Source organism: Chryseobacterium sp. CG10_8, assembly GCF_058117085.1.
This window is the reverse complement of sequence record NZ_JBYVEB010000012.1, coordinates 25076-46652: the sequence shown is the minus strand read 5'-3', so window position 1 is coordinate 46652 and position 21577 is coordinate 25076. Positions and strand designations below refer to the sequence as shown.

General features: G+C 35.8%; 17 protein-coding genes and 3 tRNA genes. 14 read left to right on the top strand and 6 right to left on the bottom strand.

All coding sequences use genetic code 11. The annotated features are described in order from the left end of the window. The 3 genes from AC4AGG_RS04005 to AC4AGG_RS03995 form a co-directional block, all read left to right on the top strand. Positions 1-921: TOPRIM nucleotidyl transferase/hydrolase domain-containing protein (locus AC4AGG_RS04005; protein ID WP_489770693.1), on the top strand; the 921-nt coding region annotated here is incomplete at its 5' end. An 11-nt stretch (positions 922-932) separates the two neighbouring features. Beyond that, entirely contained in the window at positions 933-2816 is a 1884-nt protein-coding gene (locus tag AC4AGG_RS04000) for a UvrD-helicase domain-containing protein (RefSeq protein WP_489770692.1), read from the top strand. Positions 2817-2832: 16 nt separating this feature from the next. After that, complete coding sequence (locus tag AC4AGG_RS03995) at positions 2833-5796, top strand: TOTE conflict system archaeo-eukaryotic primase domain-containing protein (protein ID WP_489770691.1); 2964 nt, start codon at positions 2833-2835, stop codon at positions 5794-5796. Positions 5797-5891: 95 nt separating this feature from the next. Here AC4AGG_RS03995 and AC4AGG_RS03990 read toward each other — a convergent pair. The 3 genes from AC4AGG_RS03990 to AC4AGG_RS03980 form a co-directional block, all read right to left on the bottom strand. Continuing rightward, a tRNA-Leu gene (locus AC4AGG_RS03990) sits at positions 5892-5975 on the bottom strand. A 10-nt stretch (positions 5976-5985) separates the two neighbouring features. Next, positions 5986-6058: transfer RNA gene (locus tag AC4AGG_RS03985), tRNA-Gly, on the bottom strand. A gap of 40 nt (positions 6059-6098) precedes the next feature. Then, a tRNA-Leu gene (locus AC4AGG_RS03980) sits at positions 6099-6180 on the bottom strand. A 158-nt stretch (positions 6181-6338) separates the two neighbouring features. Between AC4AGG_RS03980 and AC4AGG_RS03975 the strand changes: the two genes are divergently transcribed. The 4 genes from AC4AGG_RS03975 to AC4AGG_RS03960 all read left to right on the top strand — a co-directional run bounded on the left by AC4AGG_RS03975 (position 6339) and on the right by AC4AGG_RS03960 (position 9338). After that, positions 6339-6725, top strand: coding sequence for a DUF3127 domain-containing protein (locus AC4AGG_RS03975; protein ID WP_489770690.1), 387 nt, complete (start codon positions 6339-6341; stop codon positions 6723-6725). Between the two features lie 65 nt (positions 6726-6790). Then, positions 6791-7429, top strand: coding sequence for a leucyl/phenylalanyl-tRNA--protein transferase (gene aat, locus AC4AGG_RS03970; RefSeq protein ID WP_489770689.1), 639 nt, complete (start codon positions 6791-6793; stop codon positions 7427-7429). Next, complete coding sequence (locus AC4AGG_RS03965) at positions 7426-8304, top strand: DMT family transporter (RefSeq protein ID WP_489770688.1); 879 nt, start codon at positions 7426-7428, stop codon at positions 8302-8304. The genes aat and AC4AGG_RS03965 overlap by 4 nt, the downstream gene beginning before the upstream one ends. Positions 8305-8594: 290 nt before the next feature. Further along, on the top strand, positions 8595-9338 hold the full coding sequence (locus AC4AGG_RS03960) for a hypothetical protein (RefSeq protein WP_489770687.1): 744 nt from the start codon (positions 8595-8597) through the stop codon (positions 9336-9338). 285 nt (positions 9339-9623) lie between these two features. On the opposite strand, the gene AC4AGG_RS03955 is transcribed toward AC4AGG_RS03960, so the two are convergent. Then, positions 9624-11000 (bottom strand): tetratricopeptide repeat protein, encoded by a 1377-nt coding sequence (locus tag AC4AGG_RS03955; protein WP_489770686.1) that lies wholly within the window; start codon positions 10998-11000, stop codon positions 9624-9626. 121 nt (positions 11001-11121) lie between these two features. Further along, positions 11122-12504, bottom strand: a complete 1383-nt coding sequence (glmM, locus tag AC4AGG_RS03950; RefSeq protein ID WP_489770685.1) for a phosphoglucosamine mutase — start codon at positions 12502-12504, stop codon at positions 11122-11124. Between the two features lie 217 nt (positions 12505-12721). Here glmM and AC4AGG_RS03945 point away from each other — a divergent pair, with 217 nt between their 5' ends. From AC4AGG_RS03945 to ypfJ, 6 genes are all read left to right on the top strand, one after another. Continuing rightward, a complete protein-coding gene (locus AC4AGG_RS03945; protein WP_489770684.1) occupies positions 12722-13897 on the top strand; it encodes a hypothetical protein in 1176 nt (391 codons plus the stop codon). Between the two features lie 11 nt (positions 13898-13908). Then, the gene (locus tag AC4AGG_RS03940; protein ID WP_489770683.1) at positions 13909-14445 is read left to right on the top strand and encodes an adenine phosphoribosyltransferase; all 537 of its coding nucleotides are present in this window, start codon (positions 13909-13911) and stop codon (positions 14443-14445) included. Between the two features lie 7 nt (positions 14446-14452). Next, the gene (locus AC4AGG_RS03935) at positions 14453-15472 is read left to right on the top strand and encodes a potassium channel family protein (RefSeq protein WP_489770682.1); all 1020 of its coding nucleotides are present in this window, start codon (positions 14453-14455) and stop codon (positions 15470-15472) included. Positions 15473-15566: 94 nt separating this feature from the next. Continuing rightward, entirely contained in the window at positions 15567-16274 is a 708-nt protein-coding gene (locus AC4AGG_RS03930) for a YfgM family protein (RefSeq protein ID WP_489770681.1), read from the top strand. Between the two features lie 3 nt (positions 16275-16277). Beyond that, positions 16278-16802: a 6,7-dimethyl-8-ribityllumazine synthase gene (ribH, locus tag AC4AGG_RS03925; RefSeq protein ID WP_489770680.1), complete on the top strand. Its 525-nt coding sequence runs from the start codon at positions 16278-16280 to the stop codon at positions 16800-16802. A gap of 64 nt (positions 16803-16866) precedes the next feature. After that, complete coding sequence (gene ypfJ / locus AC4AGG_RS03920; protein ID WP_489770679.1) at positions 16867-17730, top strand: KPN_02809 family neutral zinc metallopeptidase; 864 nt, start codon at positions 16867-16869, stop codon at positions 17728-17730. A 103-nt stretch (positions 17731-17833) separates the two neighbouring features. Here the strand turns inward: ypfJ and AC4AGG_RS03915 are convergent, their stop codons facing one another. After that, positions 17834-19249, bottom strand: a complete 1416-nt coding sequence (locus tag AC4AGG_RS03915) for a nucleoside recognition domain-containing protein (RefSeq protein ID WP_489770678.1) — start codon at positions 19247-19249, stop codon at positions 17834-17836. Positions 19250-19432: 183 nt separating this feature from the next. On the opposite strand from AC4AGG_RS03915, the gene AC4AGG_RS03910 reads away from it, so the two are divergent. Further along, entirely contained in the window at positions 19433-21556 is a 2124-nt protein-coding gene (locus AC4AGG_RS03910; protein ID WP_489770677.1) for an elongation factor G, read from the top strand. Positions 21557-21577 lie beyond the last annotated feature (21 nt).

Genomic DNA, 21577 nt, shown 5'->3' with positions numbered 1-21577 from the left:
AAAGATTTTACAACACAATTAGTCATTAGTACACATTCCAGCTACATCGCTCACCAAAAATTTGAAAGTTTACGGTATTTTAAAAGAAATAATTCTTTAGCCCTTCCTACATCAGAGGTGATTAGTCTGAAATCAGTTTTTGGCATAGAAGAAAGAGAGACCGAAAAATTTGTGATTCGATACCTAAATACTACTCATAATGATTTGTTTTTTGCCGACGCAGTTATTTTAGTAGAAGGCCCTGCCGAAAGAATTCTACTACCACATTTTATAAAGAATGAAAATTGTTTGTTAGATAGCTGCTATGTAACAATTTTAGAAATTGGTGGGAGTCATGCCCACAGATTAAAGCCCCTCATTGAAAAATTAGGTTTGATTTGTTTGGTTATTACCGATGTTGATTCTATCAACCCAAATGATAATGGGAAGAAATGTCAGCCAGAATTAGGGAAGAATTATAAAACAAATAATGACACCCTCAAAACCTGGCATCCGCAAAAAGAACTCTTAGATGAATTATTGAATTTAAACTCAGATGATAAAATAAAAAAAGATTTGCCAATTAGGGTAGCCTATCAAAAAGCAATCGAATTTGACAATGGTGGTGACAAAACCATTGTTTATCCCTACACATTTGAAGACGCATTGGTCATTGAAAACAAGGATAACTTTAAAGCTATTGCTGATGCTACAGGTCTTTTGAAAAAGATGGTAGAAGCTTCTAAAAAAGAGGATTTAAAAGAGTTAGTGCAAGAAACATATACAATCATTAACGACAAACAAGCCAAAAAAGCAGAATTTGCCTTAGATATTTTATATTTTGAAGCCCCGAAAAAGATAAAAACTCCTTCTTATATAAAAGAAGGTTTAAACTGGATTGAAGAACAATTAAAAAGTAACAAACAAGGATTAATCAACTAAACATAAATCTAATGGCTGAATATACTAATGAAATAGATGCTCCAGTTGATGATGTGATTTATGAAAGTATTAAACCCTCATCACCTCAAAGCTTTTTCCTTTTTGCAGGAGCTGGTTCAGGAAAAACAAGAACACTTGTAAATGTGTTGGCGCGCTTTAAAGAGGAATTTGGACAGGAATATAAATTAAGAAATAAAAAAATTGCAATTATTACCTATACTAACGCGGCTGCCAATGAAATTACTCATAGGCTAGAATATAGTTCAATATTTAATGTTAGCACAATTCATAGTTTCTGCTGGGAATTAATAAAGAGCTTTACGCCCGACATCAAAGCCTGGATAAAGAGTAATTTAATTGTTGAAATAGCAGAATTAGAAGTAGAACAATCTAAAAGTAGAGATCTAAATAATAAGACTTCTATTGGTAGAGCAAAAAAAATAGAGTCTAAAAATAAAAGACTCACATCGCTTGAAACGATTCAAAAGTTTATTTACAACCCCAATGGGGATAATCTAACAAAAGACTCCTTAAGTCATACTGAGGTAATTTCCATTACTGCTGATTTTATTAAATCAAAAGACTTATTCAAACAAATCCTGATAAACAAATACCCTGTTATCCTTATAGATGAGAGTCAGGATACTAAAAAGGAGTTAATTGATGCATTATTTGACCTACAAAATCAATATGAAGAAAGACTTTCGTTGGGGTTGTTTGGAGATACAATACAAAGAATTTATTCAGATGGAAAAGAAAATCTGGGAATCGGATTACCAGAGAAATGGGTTAAGCCTGCGAAAAAAATGAATCATCGTTCAAAATCAAGAATAATTGACCTAATAAATAAAATTAGAGAAGATATAGATGGTCAGGAACAATTTCCACGTATTGAAAATAAAGGTGGAATTGTCAGGTTCTTTGCTGTTTCCCGAACAAAAAATAAATCTGAGACAGAAGAACAAATTCGTCAGAAAATGCAGGAAGCAGCAAAAGATGATAAATGGACTGGAGATAATGCTGAAATCATGACTTTAACATTAGAGCATCACATGGCCGCAACAAGAATGGGATTTTCCACTTTCTTTAATCCTCTTTATACTATTGACAAGCTAAAAACGGGTTTATTAGACGGCACTTCATCTTCAATTAATTTATTTGCGAAAATAGTTTTACCCTTATATAAAGCTCATATTAAGAAGAACAAATTTGAGATTGCTAATATCATAAAGCAGCACTCACATTTAATAGATAAACAGACATTAGAAAATGACGCCAATAAATTAGAATTATTGCATACTACAAATGATAAGGTCATTGAATTACTGTCTTTGTGGAATGAAGGTAACAATCCTACACTAAATGATATATTAAAGAAAATACAAGAAACTAATTTGTTTAAAATTCCGCCCTTGCTAAAAGTTGTTTTACAGAGAGGAGGCATTGATACCGAAAATAGTGTTGACAATGATGAAATAGATGAAGAAGATGAAGTTTTCATAGCCTGGGAAGAAGCATTAAAAGCCAATTTTACCGAGATAGTAAAGTATAATGAATATATCAATGAAGAGTCGAAATTTGGAACGCATCAAGGCGTTAAAGGACTCGAATTTGAGCGTGTAATGGTTATTATTGACGATGAAGAGTCAAAAGGATTTATGTTTAGCTACGATAAATTATTTGGATTAAAGCCACTTACTCCCACTGACAAGAAAAACATAGATGAAGGTAAAGAAACAGGAATAGATAGAACGATGCGACTGTTTTATGTAGCTTGTAGTAGAGCTAAAGAAAGTTTGGCTATAGTTGCTTACACGGATCTACCAGAAGAACTAAAGAAAAATGTCGTTAGTAATGGGTGGTTTAACGAAGAGGAAGTAGAAATTATTACCTAACATTTATTGAGTTTTGATGAATGAATTTAATTCCAAGAATATAAACACTTTACTCTCCTTATTTCGAGGAAGAGAGGATGTATTTGCTGTTCGTTGGGAGAAAACGGGAAAGTCTGGATATATGCCTGCTTATCATTATGATCCATATCAATATCGCATTCATAAAATGAATGGCGGAACATTTCAAAATTATCCCCACAAAAATTATTTACCACTTACAGATAAAGAAATTCAAAAACATTTAAACGGAGTTCAACAAATTGGAGTTTATCCATTGTTGCAGGATAATACATCTTGGTTTTTGGTGGCTGATTTTGATAAGCAAAATTGGAAAGTAGAAGCCATCAATTTCTTAAACGCTTGCAAAGAGCAAAGCATTCCTGCCTATTTGGAGCGTTCCCGTTCTGGAAACGGAGGACACGTTTGGATCTTTTTTGATAGGGCTTACCCTGCAATTCGAAGTAGAAAAATTTTCATTTTGATTTTAGAACAATCGGGAACGTTTTCAATGTTTGATAAAAGTTCCAGTTTCGATAGATTGTTTCCAAATCAGGATTTTCTTTCGGGAAAAGGTTTGGGGAATTTGATTGCTTTGCCATTTTTCAAACATGCAATGGAAGAGGGGAATAGCTGTTTTATCAATCCAGAAAATTTTGAACCTTATCCAAATCAATGGCAATTTTTAAATGAAATAGGACGAGTTTCGATAGAAATTTTAGACAAATTATATCAAGAAATTTCCACCTATCAAAATCTCCCAATTCCCAAAAATAACAATGGGAAATTGACGATTTTGCTTCAACAAAATATAAGTGTTCAGAGAAATGGATTGACAACTCCGCTCATCAATTTTCTCAAAGAAGAATTGAATTTTACTAACTCGCAATATTTCATCAAGAAGAAATCAGGAAAAAATACTTTTGGTACAGAAAGGTATTTTAAGCTGGTGGAAGAAACCGAAAGTAAAATCATTATTCCAAGAGGTTTTATAGGAAAATTGCTTCGGTTTTGCAAAGAGCAAAATTTGGAATTTGACTTTCAGGACAATCGAAAATTGAGAAACGAAATCTCGTATACGTTCAATGCAACATTGAGAAATCATCAAGAAAAATCTATTGAATCTGTTTCGAAAAAGGATTTCGGTGTTATCGTTGCTCCACCAGCTTCTGGCAAAACGATTATGGGTTTGAAGATTATTGCAGACAAAAGACAACCAGCTTTAATTGTTGTCCATCGCAAACAATTGTTAGAACAATGGCAGGAAAGAGTTCAGGCTTTTCTTGGAATTCCTAAACAAGAAATTGGGATTATTGGACAAGGCAAAACAAAAATTGGAAAACAAATTACCATCGCAACTATTCAAAGTTTACAAAAACAAATTGAGCAAATTCAAAATCAATTCGGAACTATTTTGGTGGATGAATGCCACCATATTCCTGCTGAAACTTTTCGCAATAGCATTGAAAAATTAAACACATTTTATCTTTACGGATTGACGGCAACTCCATTCCGAAAATACAATGATGATAAACTGATTTTTGCATTTCTTGGGGAAATCATTTCAGAAATTACATCTAACGAAATAGAAAACTTCCAGCACGCACAAATCATTGTCAGAACTACGAATTTAGATGTACCATTCAATTCCAAAACAGACAATTTTGAAACACTTTCAAAGATTCTGGTTCACGATTCCGAAAGGAATAAATTGATTCTGAATGACATTAAAAATGAAATCCAAAAAGGAAAACGAATTGCCATTATCACGGAAAGAAGGGAACATATTAACACGCTTTATCTTTTCCTGAAGCAATCTTATGAAGTCGTTACTTTAAGCGGAGATGATTCTGAAAACAATAGGAAATCAAAATGGCAAACTCTGCAACAAGGCAATTTTCAAATATTAATTACCACTGGACAATATTTTGGCGAAGGTTCGGATTTATCGAATATTAGTTCTTTATTTTTGGCGTATCCTTTTTCTTTCAAAGGCAAGTTGATTCAATACATTGGTCGTGTACAGCGCTCGGAAATCAATCCAACAATTTATGATTATCGAGACATCAAAATTGACTATTTAAACAAACTTTTTTTAAAACGAAACACCTATTATCGTAAAATAGCCAAACAAGCAAGTTTGTTTGACGAGCCAACCGAATTTATCCCCGAAAAACAAAATTTATTCATTGAAAAACAAATCAAAATCGCCATTGAAGATTTAGACTTCGGATACGGCAATGTAGGCTTTGAATATGTTGATAAAAGAAGCAACCAGCGATTTAATTTTGAAATTGAAAACGAAGAATTCCGACCAGAATTTGAAGTTTTGAAACCTTATTTCATCAAAGTTTTAAAGTCAAAATCAGTAATGATTGATATTTATGCCGAGTTAGAGAATGGAGTGATTTTATCGCAATTAGCCACTTCTTCCGATATTGAAAACATCAATAAAGAAATCGTTGAAAGTGTGAAATTTCAGTTTTTGAACAAAACTTTTGTCGGTCAAATACCGACATCAAAACAAAATATACTGACAACGAATGAACTTCCAAAAAATCAAAATATTTATTCCGATGCTGAAAGTATTTTGGAAGATTTGCTAAAAGTAAAACAATATAAACATTCCAAACACATTCAATTTTTAGCTGACAAACACGAACGAAACGTGATGAAACTACGATTTGCTTTACAGCCATTTTCATTCGTTTTTTTGATTGCAGGAGAACAAAATTATCACATAATTTTAGAGACATTAGATACCGAAGAAGCAACTTACATTTGGCATTTAGAAAAAAGCAAATCTGTACTAATAGACACCATAAAACAAATAGACAAAGAACTGAATATCATAAAAGAAAAAGGGCGACAGGTTTATTTGGAAACTAATCCACAGAACTTTTCAAGAATTGTTCACGATTATTCTGATAGCAATAAAGGTTTCACGATTTGGAAAGGGCAATTGGAAGAACGACTGCATTAATCAATTTCAGTTATTGATAATTTTTTTTAATCCCCCTTTCGTTCCCCCTTAAAAAACAAAAACGCTGAAAATCAAATGATTAACAGCGTTTTTTGTACCCCAGACGGGACTTGAACCCGTACGTCCTTGCGGACACAGGATTTTAAGTCCTGCGTGTCTACCAGTTCCACCACCAGGGCAAAGTGGATGAGCGAAAAACGGGACTCGAACCCGCGACCCCAACCTTGGCAAGGTTGTGCTCTACCAGCTGAGCTATTTTCGCAAAAAAAATTTCAAAATCAATTTTGAAATTTTTAAAAAAGTGCGGATGAAGGGACTCGAACCCCCACGCCTCACGGCACCAGATCCTAAGTCTGGCGTGGCTACCAATTACACCACATCCGCAGAAATAAAGAACGCTTCTTTTTTGTGACTGCAAATATATAACTTTTTTGGATTGTACAACAAAAAAAATGCACGTTTTTGCATTTCTAAGAAAAAAATCAGGAGAGTGTTCCCTTTTTTTATTTCATTTTGCTACTTTTACACTTTAAAAAATAACAATGGAATTACAAGGAACAGTTAAAAAACTTTTTGAAACTCAAACGTTTGGCTCCGGATTTCAGAAGAGAGAGATGATTATTCTTACTCAAGAGCAATATCCGCAACCTATTAGTATAGAATTTTTGCAAGATAAAATTCAATTGTTGGATCAAGTCGTAGAAGGAGAACAGGTAAAAGTTGCGATTAATATTAGAGGAAGAGAATGGACTTCTCCTGATGGGGTCACTAAGTACTTCAACAGTATTACTGGTTGGAGAATTGAGAAAATCTATGATAACGCTTCTTCTGAGCCAACTCAAGCTGCACCAGCGCAACCAAATCAACAGACTGCACCAGCACAAAGCAATCCTTTTGCTGATGACGAAGACGATGATTTGCCATTCTAATCTTAATTAGTAAAAAATTAAAATAAAATCCTGCTTTTTTATGAAGCGGGATTTATTGTATTAATATGTTTCTACTTCCTGAAGATCAAATAGTTTTTCCAGATCCGGCTTTTTACCAACCGGAAGAAGGGGTTTTGGCCATTGGTGGAGATCTGTCTGTGGAAAGACTGCTTTTGGCTTATCAGAATGGGATTTTCCCTTGGAACAATCCCGATGAAGATATCTTGTGGTGGTGTCCTGATCCAAGATTTGTACTTTTCCCTAATGAGCTCAAAGTTTCTAAGTCGATGAAAAAATTGATAGATCGTGAAGTGTTTACAATCACAGAGAATCAAGATTTTGTAGAGGTGATTAGAAATTGCAAAGAGATAGGAAGAAGCGGACAAGATGGAACATGGATATCTGATCAATTGGAGCAATCCTTTATAGAGCTGCATCGGTTGGGTTTTGCCAAAAGCGTTGAAGTTTGGCAAGAAGGGCAATTGGTAGGAGGTCTTTACGGAATGCAATTTGGAAAAGTTTTTTGTGGTGAAAGTATGTTTTCCAAAGTTAGTAATGCGTCCAAAGCGGGTTTTATTCATCTTGTGAAAAGCCACTCATGGGAGCTTATCGATTGCCAAACCCATACAGACCATTTGGAAAGCTTAGGAGCTCGAATGATTCCTAAAAAGCAGTTTCTTGAAATTTTAAAAAAGCACATATGAATCCGACCAAGGAAAAATGGTTACTCTTAGTAATATTATCCCTCGTTTGGGGTTCTTCTTTTATCTTGATTAAAAAAGGTCTTGAGCATTTTACGCCCTACGAAATAGGTTCTCTACGAGTTTTGATTGCGGGACTTATTTTGTCTCCTTTTGCCTTTGCAAGCATTAAAAAATTTCCACGAAAACGTTTGAAATGGTTGGTGTTATGTGCGATCACGGGGAATTTTATTCCCATGTTTCTTTTTCCTTTGGCGGAGCAGGAAGTAAGCAGCAGCGTTGCGGGAATAATTAATTCTATGGTTCCTATTTTTGTGATAATTGTTGGAGCTTTATTTTGGAATTTTAAAACCTCCAAAAGACAAATTACTGGCGTCATCATAAGTTTTTTGGGTGTCTGCGTCCTACTATTGGGAGGCGGTAAAATGTCGGATGTTAAGATTTTTCCAATTTTAATTTTGCTCTTTGCAACTTTTCTGTACGCGGTTAACGTTACAACAATTAAAGCAAAATTAAATGATGTTCCTGCAAAGGATTTATCTGGATTCGTGTTTACATTTGTATTAATGCTACCTTCGTTGATAACACTTGCTCTTAGTGGTTTCTTCAAACATTTTTCTGGATCCGAATCTGATTTCGTGGGTTTAGGATATGTTTCTCTATTGGCAATTTTCGGAACGGGAATCGCAATGCTTTTATACTACAGATTACTAAAGATTGCAACTCCGCTTTTTGCTTCCACCGTAACTTTCTTAATGCCAATTGTAGCGATAATGTGGGGGATGATAGCAGGAGAGAAAATTTCTATTTTTCAGATATTGGGAGGTATAATCATCATTGCGGGACTTATCTTCTTGCGAGCTAAAAAAGCCACTTAATAATTCTATCAACATTTAGAAACGAATTTTTTACCTTCTTTAATAGATTTATTGTAGACTCCAATTTCACCGCCTCATTCATCGGAAGATTTTGAAAAAACACCGTCTGGATTTTAGGAAGCGTTAGGCTTGCGGATTTTATGCCACTTTATTCACCTTTTGTCAATTTCATGATAAAATAAAACTGCTAGTCCGAATAAATATTTTTTAAATCTATTGTGGTTTATTTTGCATTATCATAAACTTGTTATAGATTTGTATTGAATTATAACCAAAAAAAACTAACTACCATGAAAAAACTTACAAGCGTGATGGCCATTGCTATGGTCATTGGTTTCGGCAGTTCTTGCAAAGAAAAAGAAGCGAAAACAGATCAAGAAATTGTAACCGTCGAAGAAGACTCCATAATTGTGGATAACGATTCGATAACAACACCAGTTGACAGTTCCCAAGTTAACGTAACCGCTGAGTATCCGCAGGAAACCAAAGCTCTTCCAATTGAGCCTCAAAAATCGAAGGTAAACTTAAAGAAAAAGACAAAAGACAACAAAGTTTCTAATGTAGAAGCTACTGTGCACGGTGGGCAAACTTTCGTAGATTCTAACAACAACGTTGTTGGCGGCTATGCAATAGCAGTAACACAAGAGAAAGATACTGTAGAGTTACACTACACGGCTGATGACGTTACTGTAGTTCCAGGGAAGACACATAGTAAACGAAAGTTTAAAGGAATTGTATATTTCAAAAAAAAGGAATACACTTTTGACACGCCAGTAACGGTTACTAATGTACAAGGCGGAGTGGATGTTGATGGAGACATTACATTAACTCCAGTAGCCAAAGATGTTGAAGTTGATGGCAATACTACAGAGAGTGATACAACGACTCCTGAAGGAGACCCTATAGGTGTGAAAGTAAAGGCTCTACATAATGGCAAAACCGAAATCAAATTAAAAGACCTAGAAACAGGAAAGAAGGAAAAAGTTTGGTTAGACAAGCACGGTCAATTTCTTAAAAAGAAAGGTCAATTGTAATAAAAATGAAATATTTCTCATAGTTAACATGGTCGGAAAAAGTTTCGACCATGTTTTTTTGGGCTATTCCTACGAGTATTTGGGAATAATTATTATCAAATTGAAAGTATTTGTTAGCATAGATAAGGAAATGAAAAGCAGCTGTAAAGATTCGCATAGGAAAGGCTTAAAATGATAAAAACACAATCCCAAAATCAATAGCTGTTGTTAGAAATATTATTTCAACAATATCTTACTGTTTTACTTTATGTTGTAGTTGTTCAAAAGGAAAGCAGAAAAAACAAATTATTTTTTCTTTGTTTTTGCCCTTGTTTTCTTTGCTTCGTTCTTAATGTAAGGATACTTCATTTCCATTTCTTTAAGAAGATTGGCGTCTAATTCCAATGCTTTTTCCAAAGCTGTTTTTGCTTCAGGTTCGTTCTTTAAATGGAAATAACAGTTGCTGATTTGATAATATAATTCAGCTCTTTGGTGAACTTCGATAGCTTTCTGTAAAAACTCCAATGCATCCTGAAATTCTCCCAAAAGCATTAATACCTCTGCAAAAGCGTACCAATTGTAGAATTGTTTTGGCTCAATGTCGACTACTTTTCTTAGACAAGAGATGCTTTCTTCTAACTTTCCAGCATCAATATAAAGAAAAGCCAATCTTTTGAGATATTCGGGGTTACTTTCGTTGAGGAAGACCGCTTCTTTTGCAAAATGTAAAGCTTCTTTCATGGCTCCCATTTCTTCATAAATCAATGATTGTTCCATCATGGACAAGAAAAACTGAGGGTCTTCTATCAGTGATTTTTGAAATGAAATCAAAGCAGGAATCGATTGTCCCAACTCCTTATAACAAAGTCCGATTTTATAGAAAGTATAACTTTTGGTGAACTCCAACTCCAGCATTTCTTCGTAGGTAGAAATAGCCTGTTCAAATTTCTTCATGGCTTCAAAACAGGCTGCCTTGTTGGAATATACATTAACCGATGTTGGATTAATTGCCAGTAAATAATCGAATCCCCTTACCGCCTCTTGGTAGTTTCTTTTATTAAAAAAGTGCTGTCCATACTCAAACCAAGCCACTTCCGAAAACGGGAATTTGTCCAAATAATCATTCAGAAAATCTAATGCTTCCTGACCTCGCTTCATGTCGTAGAAACACAACATGCAATTTTCCAGCGCATAATCGTCAGAAGGATCAAAGGAAAGGGCTTTTTTGTAATGTTTTAAACCATTGAAAGGATCTTGCAGGTTGACATACTCGTCCGCAATGAAATTGTGAAGAAAATTCTGTTCTTCATTTTGCTCCAAGGCTCTTTTACAGAAATCAATCGCCATCTGAGAGCGACCAAGATTAGAGTAATATTTAGCACAACAAACCAAGAAGTCAAGATGATGTTCGTAAGAAGGCAATAGCTCATCAATAATCTTCTTTGCAACATGATATTGCTCGAGTTCCAAAAGGACTTCGAGCTTCTTGATTTTGATTTCGATGGATTCTGGATGGAGTTTTTCGGCAAATTTAACCGCCTTTTCTGCAAAAGAGATATCTCCGATTTCCAAATAGTGAATAATAATCTCTTCTAACTCTTCGGTATCGAAGTAGAATTCTTCATTATTCTCTAACATTTGTTCGAACTTTTTAATAAGTTCATTTTCAAAAAAATCTTCCAACAGTTGGTATACTATGTGTTTTTATTCCGCAAAACATAACCTGCTCTATTAAGAGCTATGCTTTTAGCAAGTTAAATTTAGAAAAATAAAACGTATGATATTTGATTTTGTTTATAACTTTTTAGATGAAACTCTTGATCTTCGCAATCATGTCATCTGCTAACTGATCTGCCTCATCTTGTGATTTGGCTTCAGTATAAATCCTGATAATAGGCTCTGTATTAGACTTTCTCAGGTGTACCCAATTCTCAGGGAAATCTATTTTAACCCCGTCAACAGTTGAAATCTCTTCGTTCTGATATTCCAATTCCATTTTCTTTAAAAGTCCATCTACATCGATCTCAGGAGTTAATTCAATTTTCTTTTTACCCATGAAATAAGCAGGATAAGTAGCTCTCAATTCCGAAACCGTTTTCCCTTCTTTAGCTAAATGAGTCAAAAATAATGCCGCGCCGACCAAAGAATCTCTTCCGTAATGCAAATCAGGGTAAATGATTCCTCCATTGCCTTCTCCACCGATAACAGCATCTTTCTCTTTCATTAAATTAACCACATTAACCTCTCCTACTGCACTTGCAAAATATTGTGAATTATGTTTGTGAGCTACATCTCGCAATGCTCTACTGGAAGACAAGTTAGAAATTGCTACACCATTTTTATGTTTCAAAAGATAGTCGGCAACCGCTACCAAAGTGTATTCTTCGCCAAACATTTCTCCGTTTTCGTCAATTAAAGCTAAACGGTCAACATCGGGGTCAACAACAATTCCAAGGTCTGCACATTCTTTTTTAACCAACTCACAAATATCTGTCAAATGTTCTTTTAAAGGTTCTGGATTGTGAGGAAATTGTCCGTTCGGCTCGCAATATAGTTTAATAACTTTACATCCTAATTGCTCCAAAAGCGGTGGCAAAGAAATTCCTCCCGTTGAATTAACCGCATCCAAAACCACGGTATATTGTTTAGCTTTTACAGCTTCAGCATCGACCATTGGCAAGTCCATAATTTTCTGAATATGAACATCAAAGCTATTTTCTAAAGTTTCATACTTACCTAAATGATCTACTTCTGCATAATTGAAATCTTCACTTTCAGCCAATGCTAAAACATCAGCTCCATTTTCAGCATTAATGAACTCTCCCTTTTCATTCAAAAGTTTAAGCGCATTCCATTGTTTTGGATTGTGAGAAGCCGTGAAAATAATTCCACCATCTGCTTTCAATTCAGGAACCATTACCTCAACTGTAGGGGTCGTTGAAAGACCAAGATCAATCACATTAATTCCCAAACCTTGCAAAGTAGCAGAAGCCAAAGACGAAACCATTGCTCCGGAAATTCTGGCATCACGACCAATTACTAAAGTTAAATCCTTTTTATTTTTATTATTCTGAAGCCAAGTTCCAAATGCAGAAGTGAATTTTACCACATCTAAAGGGGTCAAATTATCATCCACTCTTCCACCAATGGTTCCTCGGATTCCAGAAATTGATTTTATTAAAGACATATACCAAATTTTGATTTGCAAAGTTATGAAATTGTAATTACACTTCAATTGAATAAATAATGACATAAAAAGAGGAAAGAAACTTGCTTTATAGTGCAATAAAAGCGCAATCCCAAAACCCGAATACCCTGTTTTACCTCTTGAAAATTTCTAGAAAAGATTAAATAATCATTTCTTCAGCAAAATTTTTCTAAATTTGTAGTAAAGCATCAATTATATGAAAAAATTATTTGCCCTTTTGTTAACCATCTCACTATTCGTGGTAGGCTGCAAAAAGGATTCGGTTGACTCGGAATCTACACAGAGTTTTCGTTCCAGTATCAATGATATGGCTTCGAGCCTAACTACGCTTCAACAAGTTAAATTTAATGAAGCATTATATATTCTGAAAACTTTTGGAGTTGAGGCAGAAGGGGAAGAAAACGAAATGAAGGCATTGCGTCAAATGCTTGACGGAAAGAAAGTTCCTGAAATTTTCGCAATGGCTGACCAAGTGGCAGCTAAAAATAGTGTTGATTGGACCAGTACAGGGCCTCCTTCTCTTGGAGAAATGAATATTTTTGAAGATGTTTCAGCCAAAGAGACTGATACCAATGACATTACAGCAGAAAGTCTTAATATTATTGCAAGAGCGGTGGGAAGCGACAGTACTTCTGGGCCTAAAGCACTACAAATTATTCCGCGATTAGTTGATAAATCTGGCCAGCCAATTAGATTCGAAGGCGCTGCTTTAGAAACTACTATGGAAGTTTATAGCGGAGGAAGCCGAATATACACTGCCAAAAATTTGATGATGAATAACAACTTTAGCGGGTTTAGTTTAAAGTTCAAAAATTTCTCACCAAGTCAAATTGTGGATGACCAAGTGGATGTAAAAGTTTCTGTAAAAACATCTAAGAAAACTTTCAAAATGACAAAAGTGGGATTGTTGGTCAATCCAGACGCGCTGAAAGTTCCTGTGGTTGATGATGGTAGTTCTAGCATTGATAATGATTCCGTTTCCGCTGTTAGTCCAGCTGACCCAACTCAAGCTAATCCTTCAACAAATCCTGACGCAGCACCAAAGCCGACAGTGTCATCTACTCCTAAAGCTACCGTTCAAAAGTTTTTGAGCAATCTAAGTGCACAGAACTTTAGAGGAGCATACGAAACTTCTGCTAATCCAAGTTGGGGTTCTTACGAGAATTTTTCTAATTCTAATTCTGGGTTTGGAAGTGTTAAAAATCTAAGTGTAAAAAGTATTTCTCCATCTTCAGCCACCGATAAGGCCGCAACAGTTAATGCAACTTATGATGTTACTGACAAAAGTGGAAAAGTGACTCCGCTTAAAGTTACCTTTGGGCTCAAAAACGTTAATGGAGAATGGAAAATATCCAGCTATAAAATTAATTAATCACCAATAAAATGGCATCTCACGAACTTGTCGACGAACTTAATCGCACTATTGAAAATATTCCAGATTTTCCAATTGAAGGAATTCAATTCAAAGATATAACTCCGGTTTTTTTGTATCCTAAATTGTACGAAAAAGTGATAGACGACTTTGCCAAGTTCAGTAGAGGAAAAATTGATGTTGTTTGTGGCATAGAGAGTCGTGGATTTCTATTTGGGATTTCTATTGCAAGGGCGCTAGACATTCCATTTGTCCTAATTAGAAAGAAAGGAAAACTTCCACCTCCTATTATTTCTGAAAAATATGATTTGGAATACGGTTCTGCAGAAATCGAAATGAGAGAAGGACAGATACATGCAGGACAAAGAGTACTTATTCATGATGACCTTTTAGCAACTGGGGGAACAACGGAAGCCGCTGCCAAATTGGTTGAAAAGCAAGGAGCGAAAGTTTCTCAATTTAGTTTTTTAATTGGATTGAAAGGATTAGGAGGGGATGAAAAGCTGAAACAATTCAACGCAGAAACCTATCATATTTTGGAATATTGACTTTAGAATGTTAAGAAGCATCAACCCAATTGTAAAAAGACTTGTTTTCTTTGTCTTGACGATTTTACTGTTTACTATTTTGGGAACGGTAGGGTTTATGAAATCTGAAAATCTAGGGCTTCTGGACGCTGTTTGGTATAGCGTTATGACCATTACAACGGTCGGTTATCAGGTTCCTGAAGGGTTTTCTGAATTTGGAAAAGTAATTAGTATTTTCTTGATGCTTTTTGGTGTAGGAACGGTGCTGTATGTGCTTACCGCGCTTGCTTTTGACTTCTTCAATGGCAGCTACATGAAGGAATACAAGAAGAATCAATTGAGAAAGAAAATGAGAAAACTTAATAATCATATCATTATTTGCGGTTTTGGGCGAAACGGTCGACAAGCTGCACGAAAATTGATTTTGCACAATAAACCTTTTGTTGTAATTGACCAGAAGGGATTAGAGAATCGTGATGATGAGTTTGGGGATAAAGCTATTTTCATTCAGGGGAATGCAATAGAAGATGAGGTCCTTATTAAGGCTGGGATAGAAAACGCTTACGGCATCATTGCTTCGTTGCCTTCTGATGCGGATAACTTATTCATCGTAATAACAGCAAAGCAGATGAATAAAGATTTAAAGATTATCAGCCGCGCCTCTAACTCCAAAACAGTTGCAAAATTGCGTTCTGCTGGTGCCGATAACGTTATCATGCCTGATAAAATTGGAGGAGAGCACATGGCTTCCCTATTAATCACTCCAGATTTGGTAGAGTTTATGGATTTTATTGTATTGGAAGGAACAGAACAGGTCAATTTGTTGGAGATTCACACCAATAAGCTTAATCCGGAGTTCTTAGGAAAACCAATGAGAGACCTTCATATTTTTTCAAAAAGCGGATGCAAATTAATTGGCTGTAAGACCGCTTCTGGAGACTATAATATTAATCCTAGTGAAAACGAATTGATAGAGAAAGACTGTCGCCTTTTTGTATTTGGAAAGCCTGAAGAAATAGTAAGTTTAAAAACATTTATCTATCGATAAAAAATCTGTAATAAGACGGATTTTATTATTTTCTTTTCTAACATTTTGTAAATCGTTAATAAACAATTAAATTTGCAAACCAATTTTTATAGAAATGAGTAAAAAGCATAATCATAACAACAAAGAGACTGAAGGTAAAGAAACGGTTGAGTTTTTCCAGGATTTGGATAAAGACGCCTTAAAGACGGAGAAATTTCTTGAAAAACATTCCAAAACATTAATGACGGCTTTTGTTGTGTTGGTTTTAGGAGTACTAGGATATTTTGCATATCAGCAATTTGTTGTAGCACCTAAGAACGATGAAGCATTGAAGGGATACCTTGCAGCGCAAAAGAATTTGGAAGAACAAAAAGACAAGGAAGCACTTGGTGGTAAATCAGCGGCAAATCCAGGGTTTTTAGGAACTTTCGATCAGTATTCAGGAACTGCTGTTGGAGAATTCTCAGCTTACAATGCAGGTTTGTTAAAATTCAAAGAAGGTAAATACCAAGAAGCTTACGATTTGTTAGACAAGTTTGATACTGACAACAAAGTTTTTATGGCTCTTAAGTATGGTGCAATGGCAGATGCTCAATCTAATCTTAATAAGAATGATGACGCCGCTTCTCTTTTAGATAAGGCAATTTCAGCTTCTGATGACCCTTACACAACTTATTATTTTACAAGAAAAGCAGGGATTTTAGCTTTAGCTCAGAAGAAAAAAGATGTAGCGAAAAAACATTTCTCTACTATCGATGAAAAATATAAAGAATACGACAACGGAATGTCTGACGCTTACATTGAAATGGTAAAATACTACTAACATATGGCAACAGTAAATCTTTCAGATTACAAGCCACTTCATATAACCAATGCCGATGAATTTAACATCGGCATTGTAGTTTCTAAATGGAATGACTTTGTAACCTATAATCTAAGAGATGCTGCTTTAGAGATTCTGAAAAAAGAAGGTGTTCTCGAAAGTAACATCGAGGTTTTTGAAGTTCCTGGAGCATTTGAATTGAACTATGCTTCTATGCAATTGTGCAAAGAGAAGAAATATGACGCCATTATCTCCATTGGCTGTGTAATCCGAGGAGAAACACCTCATTTTGATTACGTTTGCTCCGCGGTCGCTCAAGGAATCAAAGATTGCAATATTTTCTCCGATGTGCCGACAATTTTCTGCGTATTGACGGATGACACCAAAGAACAGTCCATTGCAAGAAGCGGAGGAGATCTCGGGAATAAAGGCGTGGAAGCAGCGGTGACCGCTTTACAAATGATTGAATTCAAAAAGAAAATTTCAAAGAAAAGTAACGATATAGGTTTTGGGAAAATCTCCAATTAACCAATTGAACTTGAAATTTTAATACTAAATATTTTTGTACATTTAAATTTTAAAAATTAAAGCTATGAAATGGACAGAAGACCGAAGTGAAAATGTAGAAGACCGCCGTGGTTCTGGTGGAGGCGGAGGAGGAATGGTTGTTGGCGGTGGATTAGGAACATTAATTATCGCTGCCATTGTGTTCTTTTTGGGAGGAGACCCTTCTTCAATTTTGAGTTCGGGTGCTGGTAGTAGCTCATCTTACCAAACAGAACAAAGAGATTTGACCGAACAAGAAAAGCAGATAGAGCAGTTTATCAGTATGCTTACTGTAGAAAATGAGCAAACGTGGAATAAAGTTTTTCATCAAAATGGCATGACTTTTCGCCCTGCGAAAGTAGTTATTTTTGAAGGTACTACTCAATCAGGATGCGGTGTCGCACAACAGGCAATGGGGCCTTTTTACTGTCCTACAGACGAAAAAATCTATATGGATATGAGCTTTTTTGCAGAACTTCAAGATAGATTTGGGGCAGAAGTGGGTCAATTTTCAGTAGCTTATGTTTTAGCTCATGAATACGGACATCACATTCAAAATGTATTGGGAACTTTGGGAAAAACAGAACAGTTAAGACAAAGCGGAAGATATTCTGAATCCGAACTTAACCGTGTTTCTGTTGCAACTGAATTGCAAGCAGATTTTTATGCAGGTCTTTGGGCAAGACAAACCAATAATAGAGAGAATATTTTAGAGCCTGGTGATATTGAACAAGCCGTAAGTGCGGCTCAAGCGGTTGGAGACGATAATATTCAAAAGAGAGCTCAAGGTTATGTTAATCAAGAAGGATTTACTCATGGAAGCTCCAAGCAAAGAGTGGAGTGGTTCATGAAAGGATACAACACAGGAGATATCAGACAAGGAGACACTTTTAATGCTCTTTTGAGATAAAGACATATTAATTGATATAAAAAAAGCCTCGAATTTTCGAGGCTTTTGTTTTTTATAGATACTTTCAAAATACGATTAGCTTTTTGAGAAAAATATAATTTTTTTACTGCGCTCCAAAGAACAAGTAAGCTAAGATAATTGATGTGATGACACCAACAAGGTCAGCGAGAAGCATTGCTCCAACGGTATATCTCGTGTTCTTAATTCCAATAGCACCGAAATAAACAGCAATGACGTAGAAGGTGGTGTCAGAACTTCCTTGCAATATTCCAGATAGTTTCCCCGCAAAACTATCGGCTCCAAAGGTGGTCATGGTGTCCACCATCATTCCTCTTGCTCCCGAACCAGATAGAGGCTTTATAAGTGCCGTTGGAAGCCCATCTACAAATCGGGTGTCCATGTGAAGAGACATTGCAAGGGATTTCATTCCGTCAATAATAACTTCAAAAACGCCAGAAGTTCTTAAAAGTGAAATTGCAATAAGCATCCCAACAAGATAAGGGATGATTTTAACACTTACCCAAAATCCCTCTTTTGCACCTTCTATGAAAGAGCCAAAAATGTCAATTTTTTTGTAAACAGCACCCAGAACAATAGCTAAAAATATAAACAGAATCAGTCCATTGCTTAATACTTTACTAAAGGTTTCTAATTCCCCTTGGCTAAGTTTCGTTAGGTAAAGGACTAGGAGGGCGATTACTCCAGAAATTCCGCCAACGTAGGCGAGTATAATAGGCTGAAAAAGATTTATTTTTTGTTTGATGGACACTATGGTCATTGCGGCAAGAGTAGCGCAAAATGTGGCTATCATACATGGCAAAAAGATGTCTGTTGGATTCTCCGCATGCTGTTGCGCTCTAATCGCTATAATGGAAACGGGAATCAACGTCAGTCCGCTTGCATGAAGACAGAGAAACATAATCTGAGCATTACTTGCAGTTTCTTTTGATGGATTGAGTGTTTGCAAGCTTTCCATTGCCTTCAAGCCAAAAGGAGTGGCTGCATTATCGAGACCCAAAAGATTGGCAGAAAAATTAAGCATCATATGTCCAAAAGATGGATGGTTTTTGGGAATTTCCGGAAACAGCTTGGAAAAAAAGGGTTGAATCATTCGCGAGAGCAAATTAATTCCTCCTGCTTTTTCTGCGATGGACATAAAGCCCATGAAAAGTGTCATGATCCCTACCAAACCAAAGCATATATCTACAGCAGTTTTTGACGTGTTGATGACACCATCTGTTTTTTGCACTCGATATACTTTAACTTCTTGTTTGAGTGAATCTGTTTTGAAATTGATTTTACCGTCAGAATATTGATATTTGGAATCAGCAGTTAATTTTTGTGAGATTTCTGGAGCGATTTCAGTGATTTTTTGTGTAGCAATCTGTACTGTGTCTCCTCCTTTCCCTACCACCATGTCATTATAAATCATTTTGTAGTTGGGTGAAAAAAGATATTTAAAACTCGCAACCACGATTGCGATGATGATAAATGCGGACCAAATTCTGCTTAAAACCATTTCTTTCAAATTTTGGATAAAAATAAGGTTTTTAGCGAAAGAATGTCAAAAATCATTGTTATTCCATTCAAAAACTTTCGATATCAATTGAAAACTTTTGTAACTTTAGGTTCCTAAAAATCAAATGACGCTCATTTCCTTTTTAGTCCAATTTTCTCGAAATTAATATTAAATCAAAATATCATGAGCGCACTAACCAAAGACATTAGAAATGTAGTTTTGCTAGGCCATTCTGGAAGTGGCAAGACTACGCTTATAGAGACCATGCTTTACGAAGGAGGAGTCATCAAAAGGCGTGGAAGTGTCGAAGCACACAACACCGTTTCCGATAATACTGATTTGGAGCACGCCAGAGAGAACACCATTTTTTCTCATCAAATGTTTGTTAATTGGAAGAACAACAAAATTAACGTCATCGATACACCGGGATTTGACGATTTTGTTGGCGAAGTAATTGCCTCTTTGAAGGTTGCTGATACGGCTTTAATTGTTCTTAACGCCGCCAATGGTGTCGAGGTAGGGACTGAGTTGGTTTGGGAATATGTGGAAAAATATAAGACTCCAGCTTTCTTTGTCATCAACCAAATGGACCACGCAAAAGCAGATTTCGAAAGAACATTAGAACAAGCTAAACAAAGATTCGGAAGCAAAGTTGTTCCTATACAGTTTCCTTATAATTCAGGAGAAGGATTCAACTCAATTATTGATGCTTTGAGAATGGTGATGTATGAGTTTTCAAAAGACGGAGGAAAACCGGAGAAAAAAGAGATTCCAGCGTCAGAAATGGATCGCGCTAAAGAGTTACATAATGCATTGGTAGAAATTGCAGCAGAGAATGAAGAAGGATTAATGGAAAAATATTTTGAAGCGGGTACGCTTTCCGAAGAAGAACTGTCAAAAGGAATTACCATAGCATTAGCTCATCAGCAGTTTTTCCCTGTTTTTGTGGCATCAGGTATCAAAGATATGGGTAGCGGTCGAATTATGGGATTTGTGGATGATATTGCACCATCTCCAGCCGACCGGCCAGCAAAACAATTAGAAGAAGGAGGCGAAATCCAAATTTCTTCCGATGATAAAACAACTGTTTTTATCTATAAAACAGTTTCAGAACCTCAAGTCGGAATGGTTTCTTATTTCAAAGTTTTAACAGGAACATTGAAGCCAGGAGACGAATTGGTTAATTATGAGAATGGAGAAGTAGAACGTGTTTCCCAATTATTTGTTGCTGAGGGCAAAGACAGAACTAATGTTAATCAACTCAATGCAGGTGATTTAGGAGTAACGGTAAAGCTAAAAGACAGCCATACCAACAATACTCTTAATACAAAAGGGGTTAATAGAAAAGTAATGCCAATGGAATTCCCAGAGAGCCGAATTAGAAAGGCGGTTACTGCAGAAACTTCATCAGAAACAGAGAAACTTTTTGGAGCTTTACATAAAATTCAAGAAGAAGACCCAACTTTAGTTATCGAAATTGATAAAGACACTCACGAAGCAGTATTGGGAGGACAAGGTCAACTTCATTTGGATCTGGTTAAACATAGATTGGAAAAAGTGTACGGTGTAAAGATGGTCATGAGTAATCCGAAAGTTTCTTACCGTGAGACGATTACAGGTAAAGCAGAAGCAGATTATCGACACAAAAAACAATCTGGAGGAGCAGGGCAGTTTGGAGAAATCCATATGAGAGTTGAGAACTATTTTGATGGAATGGAGGAACCGAAAGGACTTAACATTCGTCAACACGAAATTGAAGATCTTCCTTGGGGAGGAAAATTAGCATTCTATTGGTGTATTGTTGGAGGAGCAATAGATAACCGTTACATTGGCGCTATCAAGAAAGGGATAATGGCGCAGATGAAGAATGGACCATTAACACAATCTCCTTGTCAGAATATCAGAGTTTCCGTTTATGATGGAAAAATGCACAGTGTAGATTCTAATGATATTTCTTTCCAGTTAGCAGCGTCAGGTGCTTTTAAAGAAGCTTTCCACAAGGCTAATCCTCAGCTTTTGGAACCAATGTATCATGTAGAAATTTTATGTCCAGATGAAGCGACTGGTGATGTAATGGGTGATTTACAAACAAGACGAGCTATGATTTCTGGAATGGATACTGATGGACATTATCAAAAAATTCTTGCTGAGGTTCCTTTGGCTGAATTAGATGATTATGGGTCTACGTTAAGATCTATTACAGGAGGTAAAGCCAAATTCACTATGAAAATTTCAGGATACCAATTGGTACCTGGAAATGTTCAGCAAGATTTGGTGAAGAAACATGCGGTTGCGGAAGAAGTTTGATTTTGACGAGCACTTGTTTCA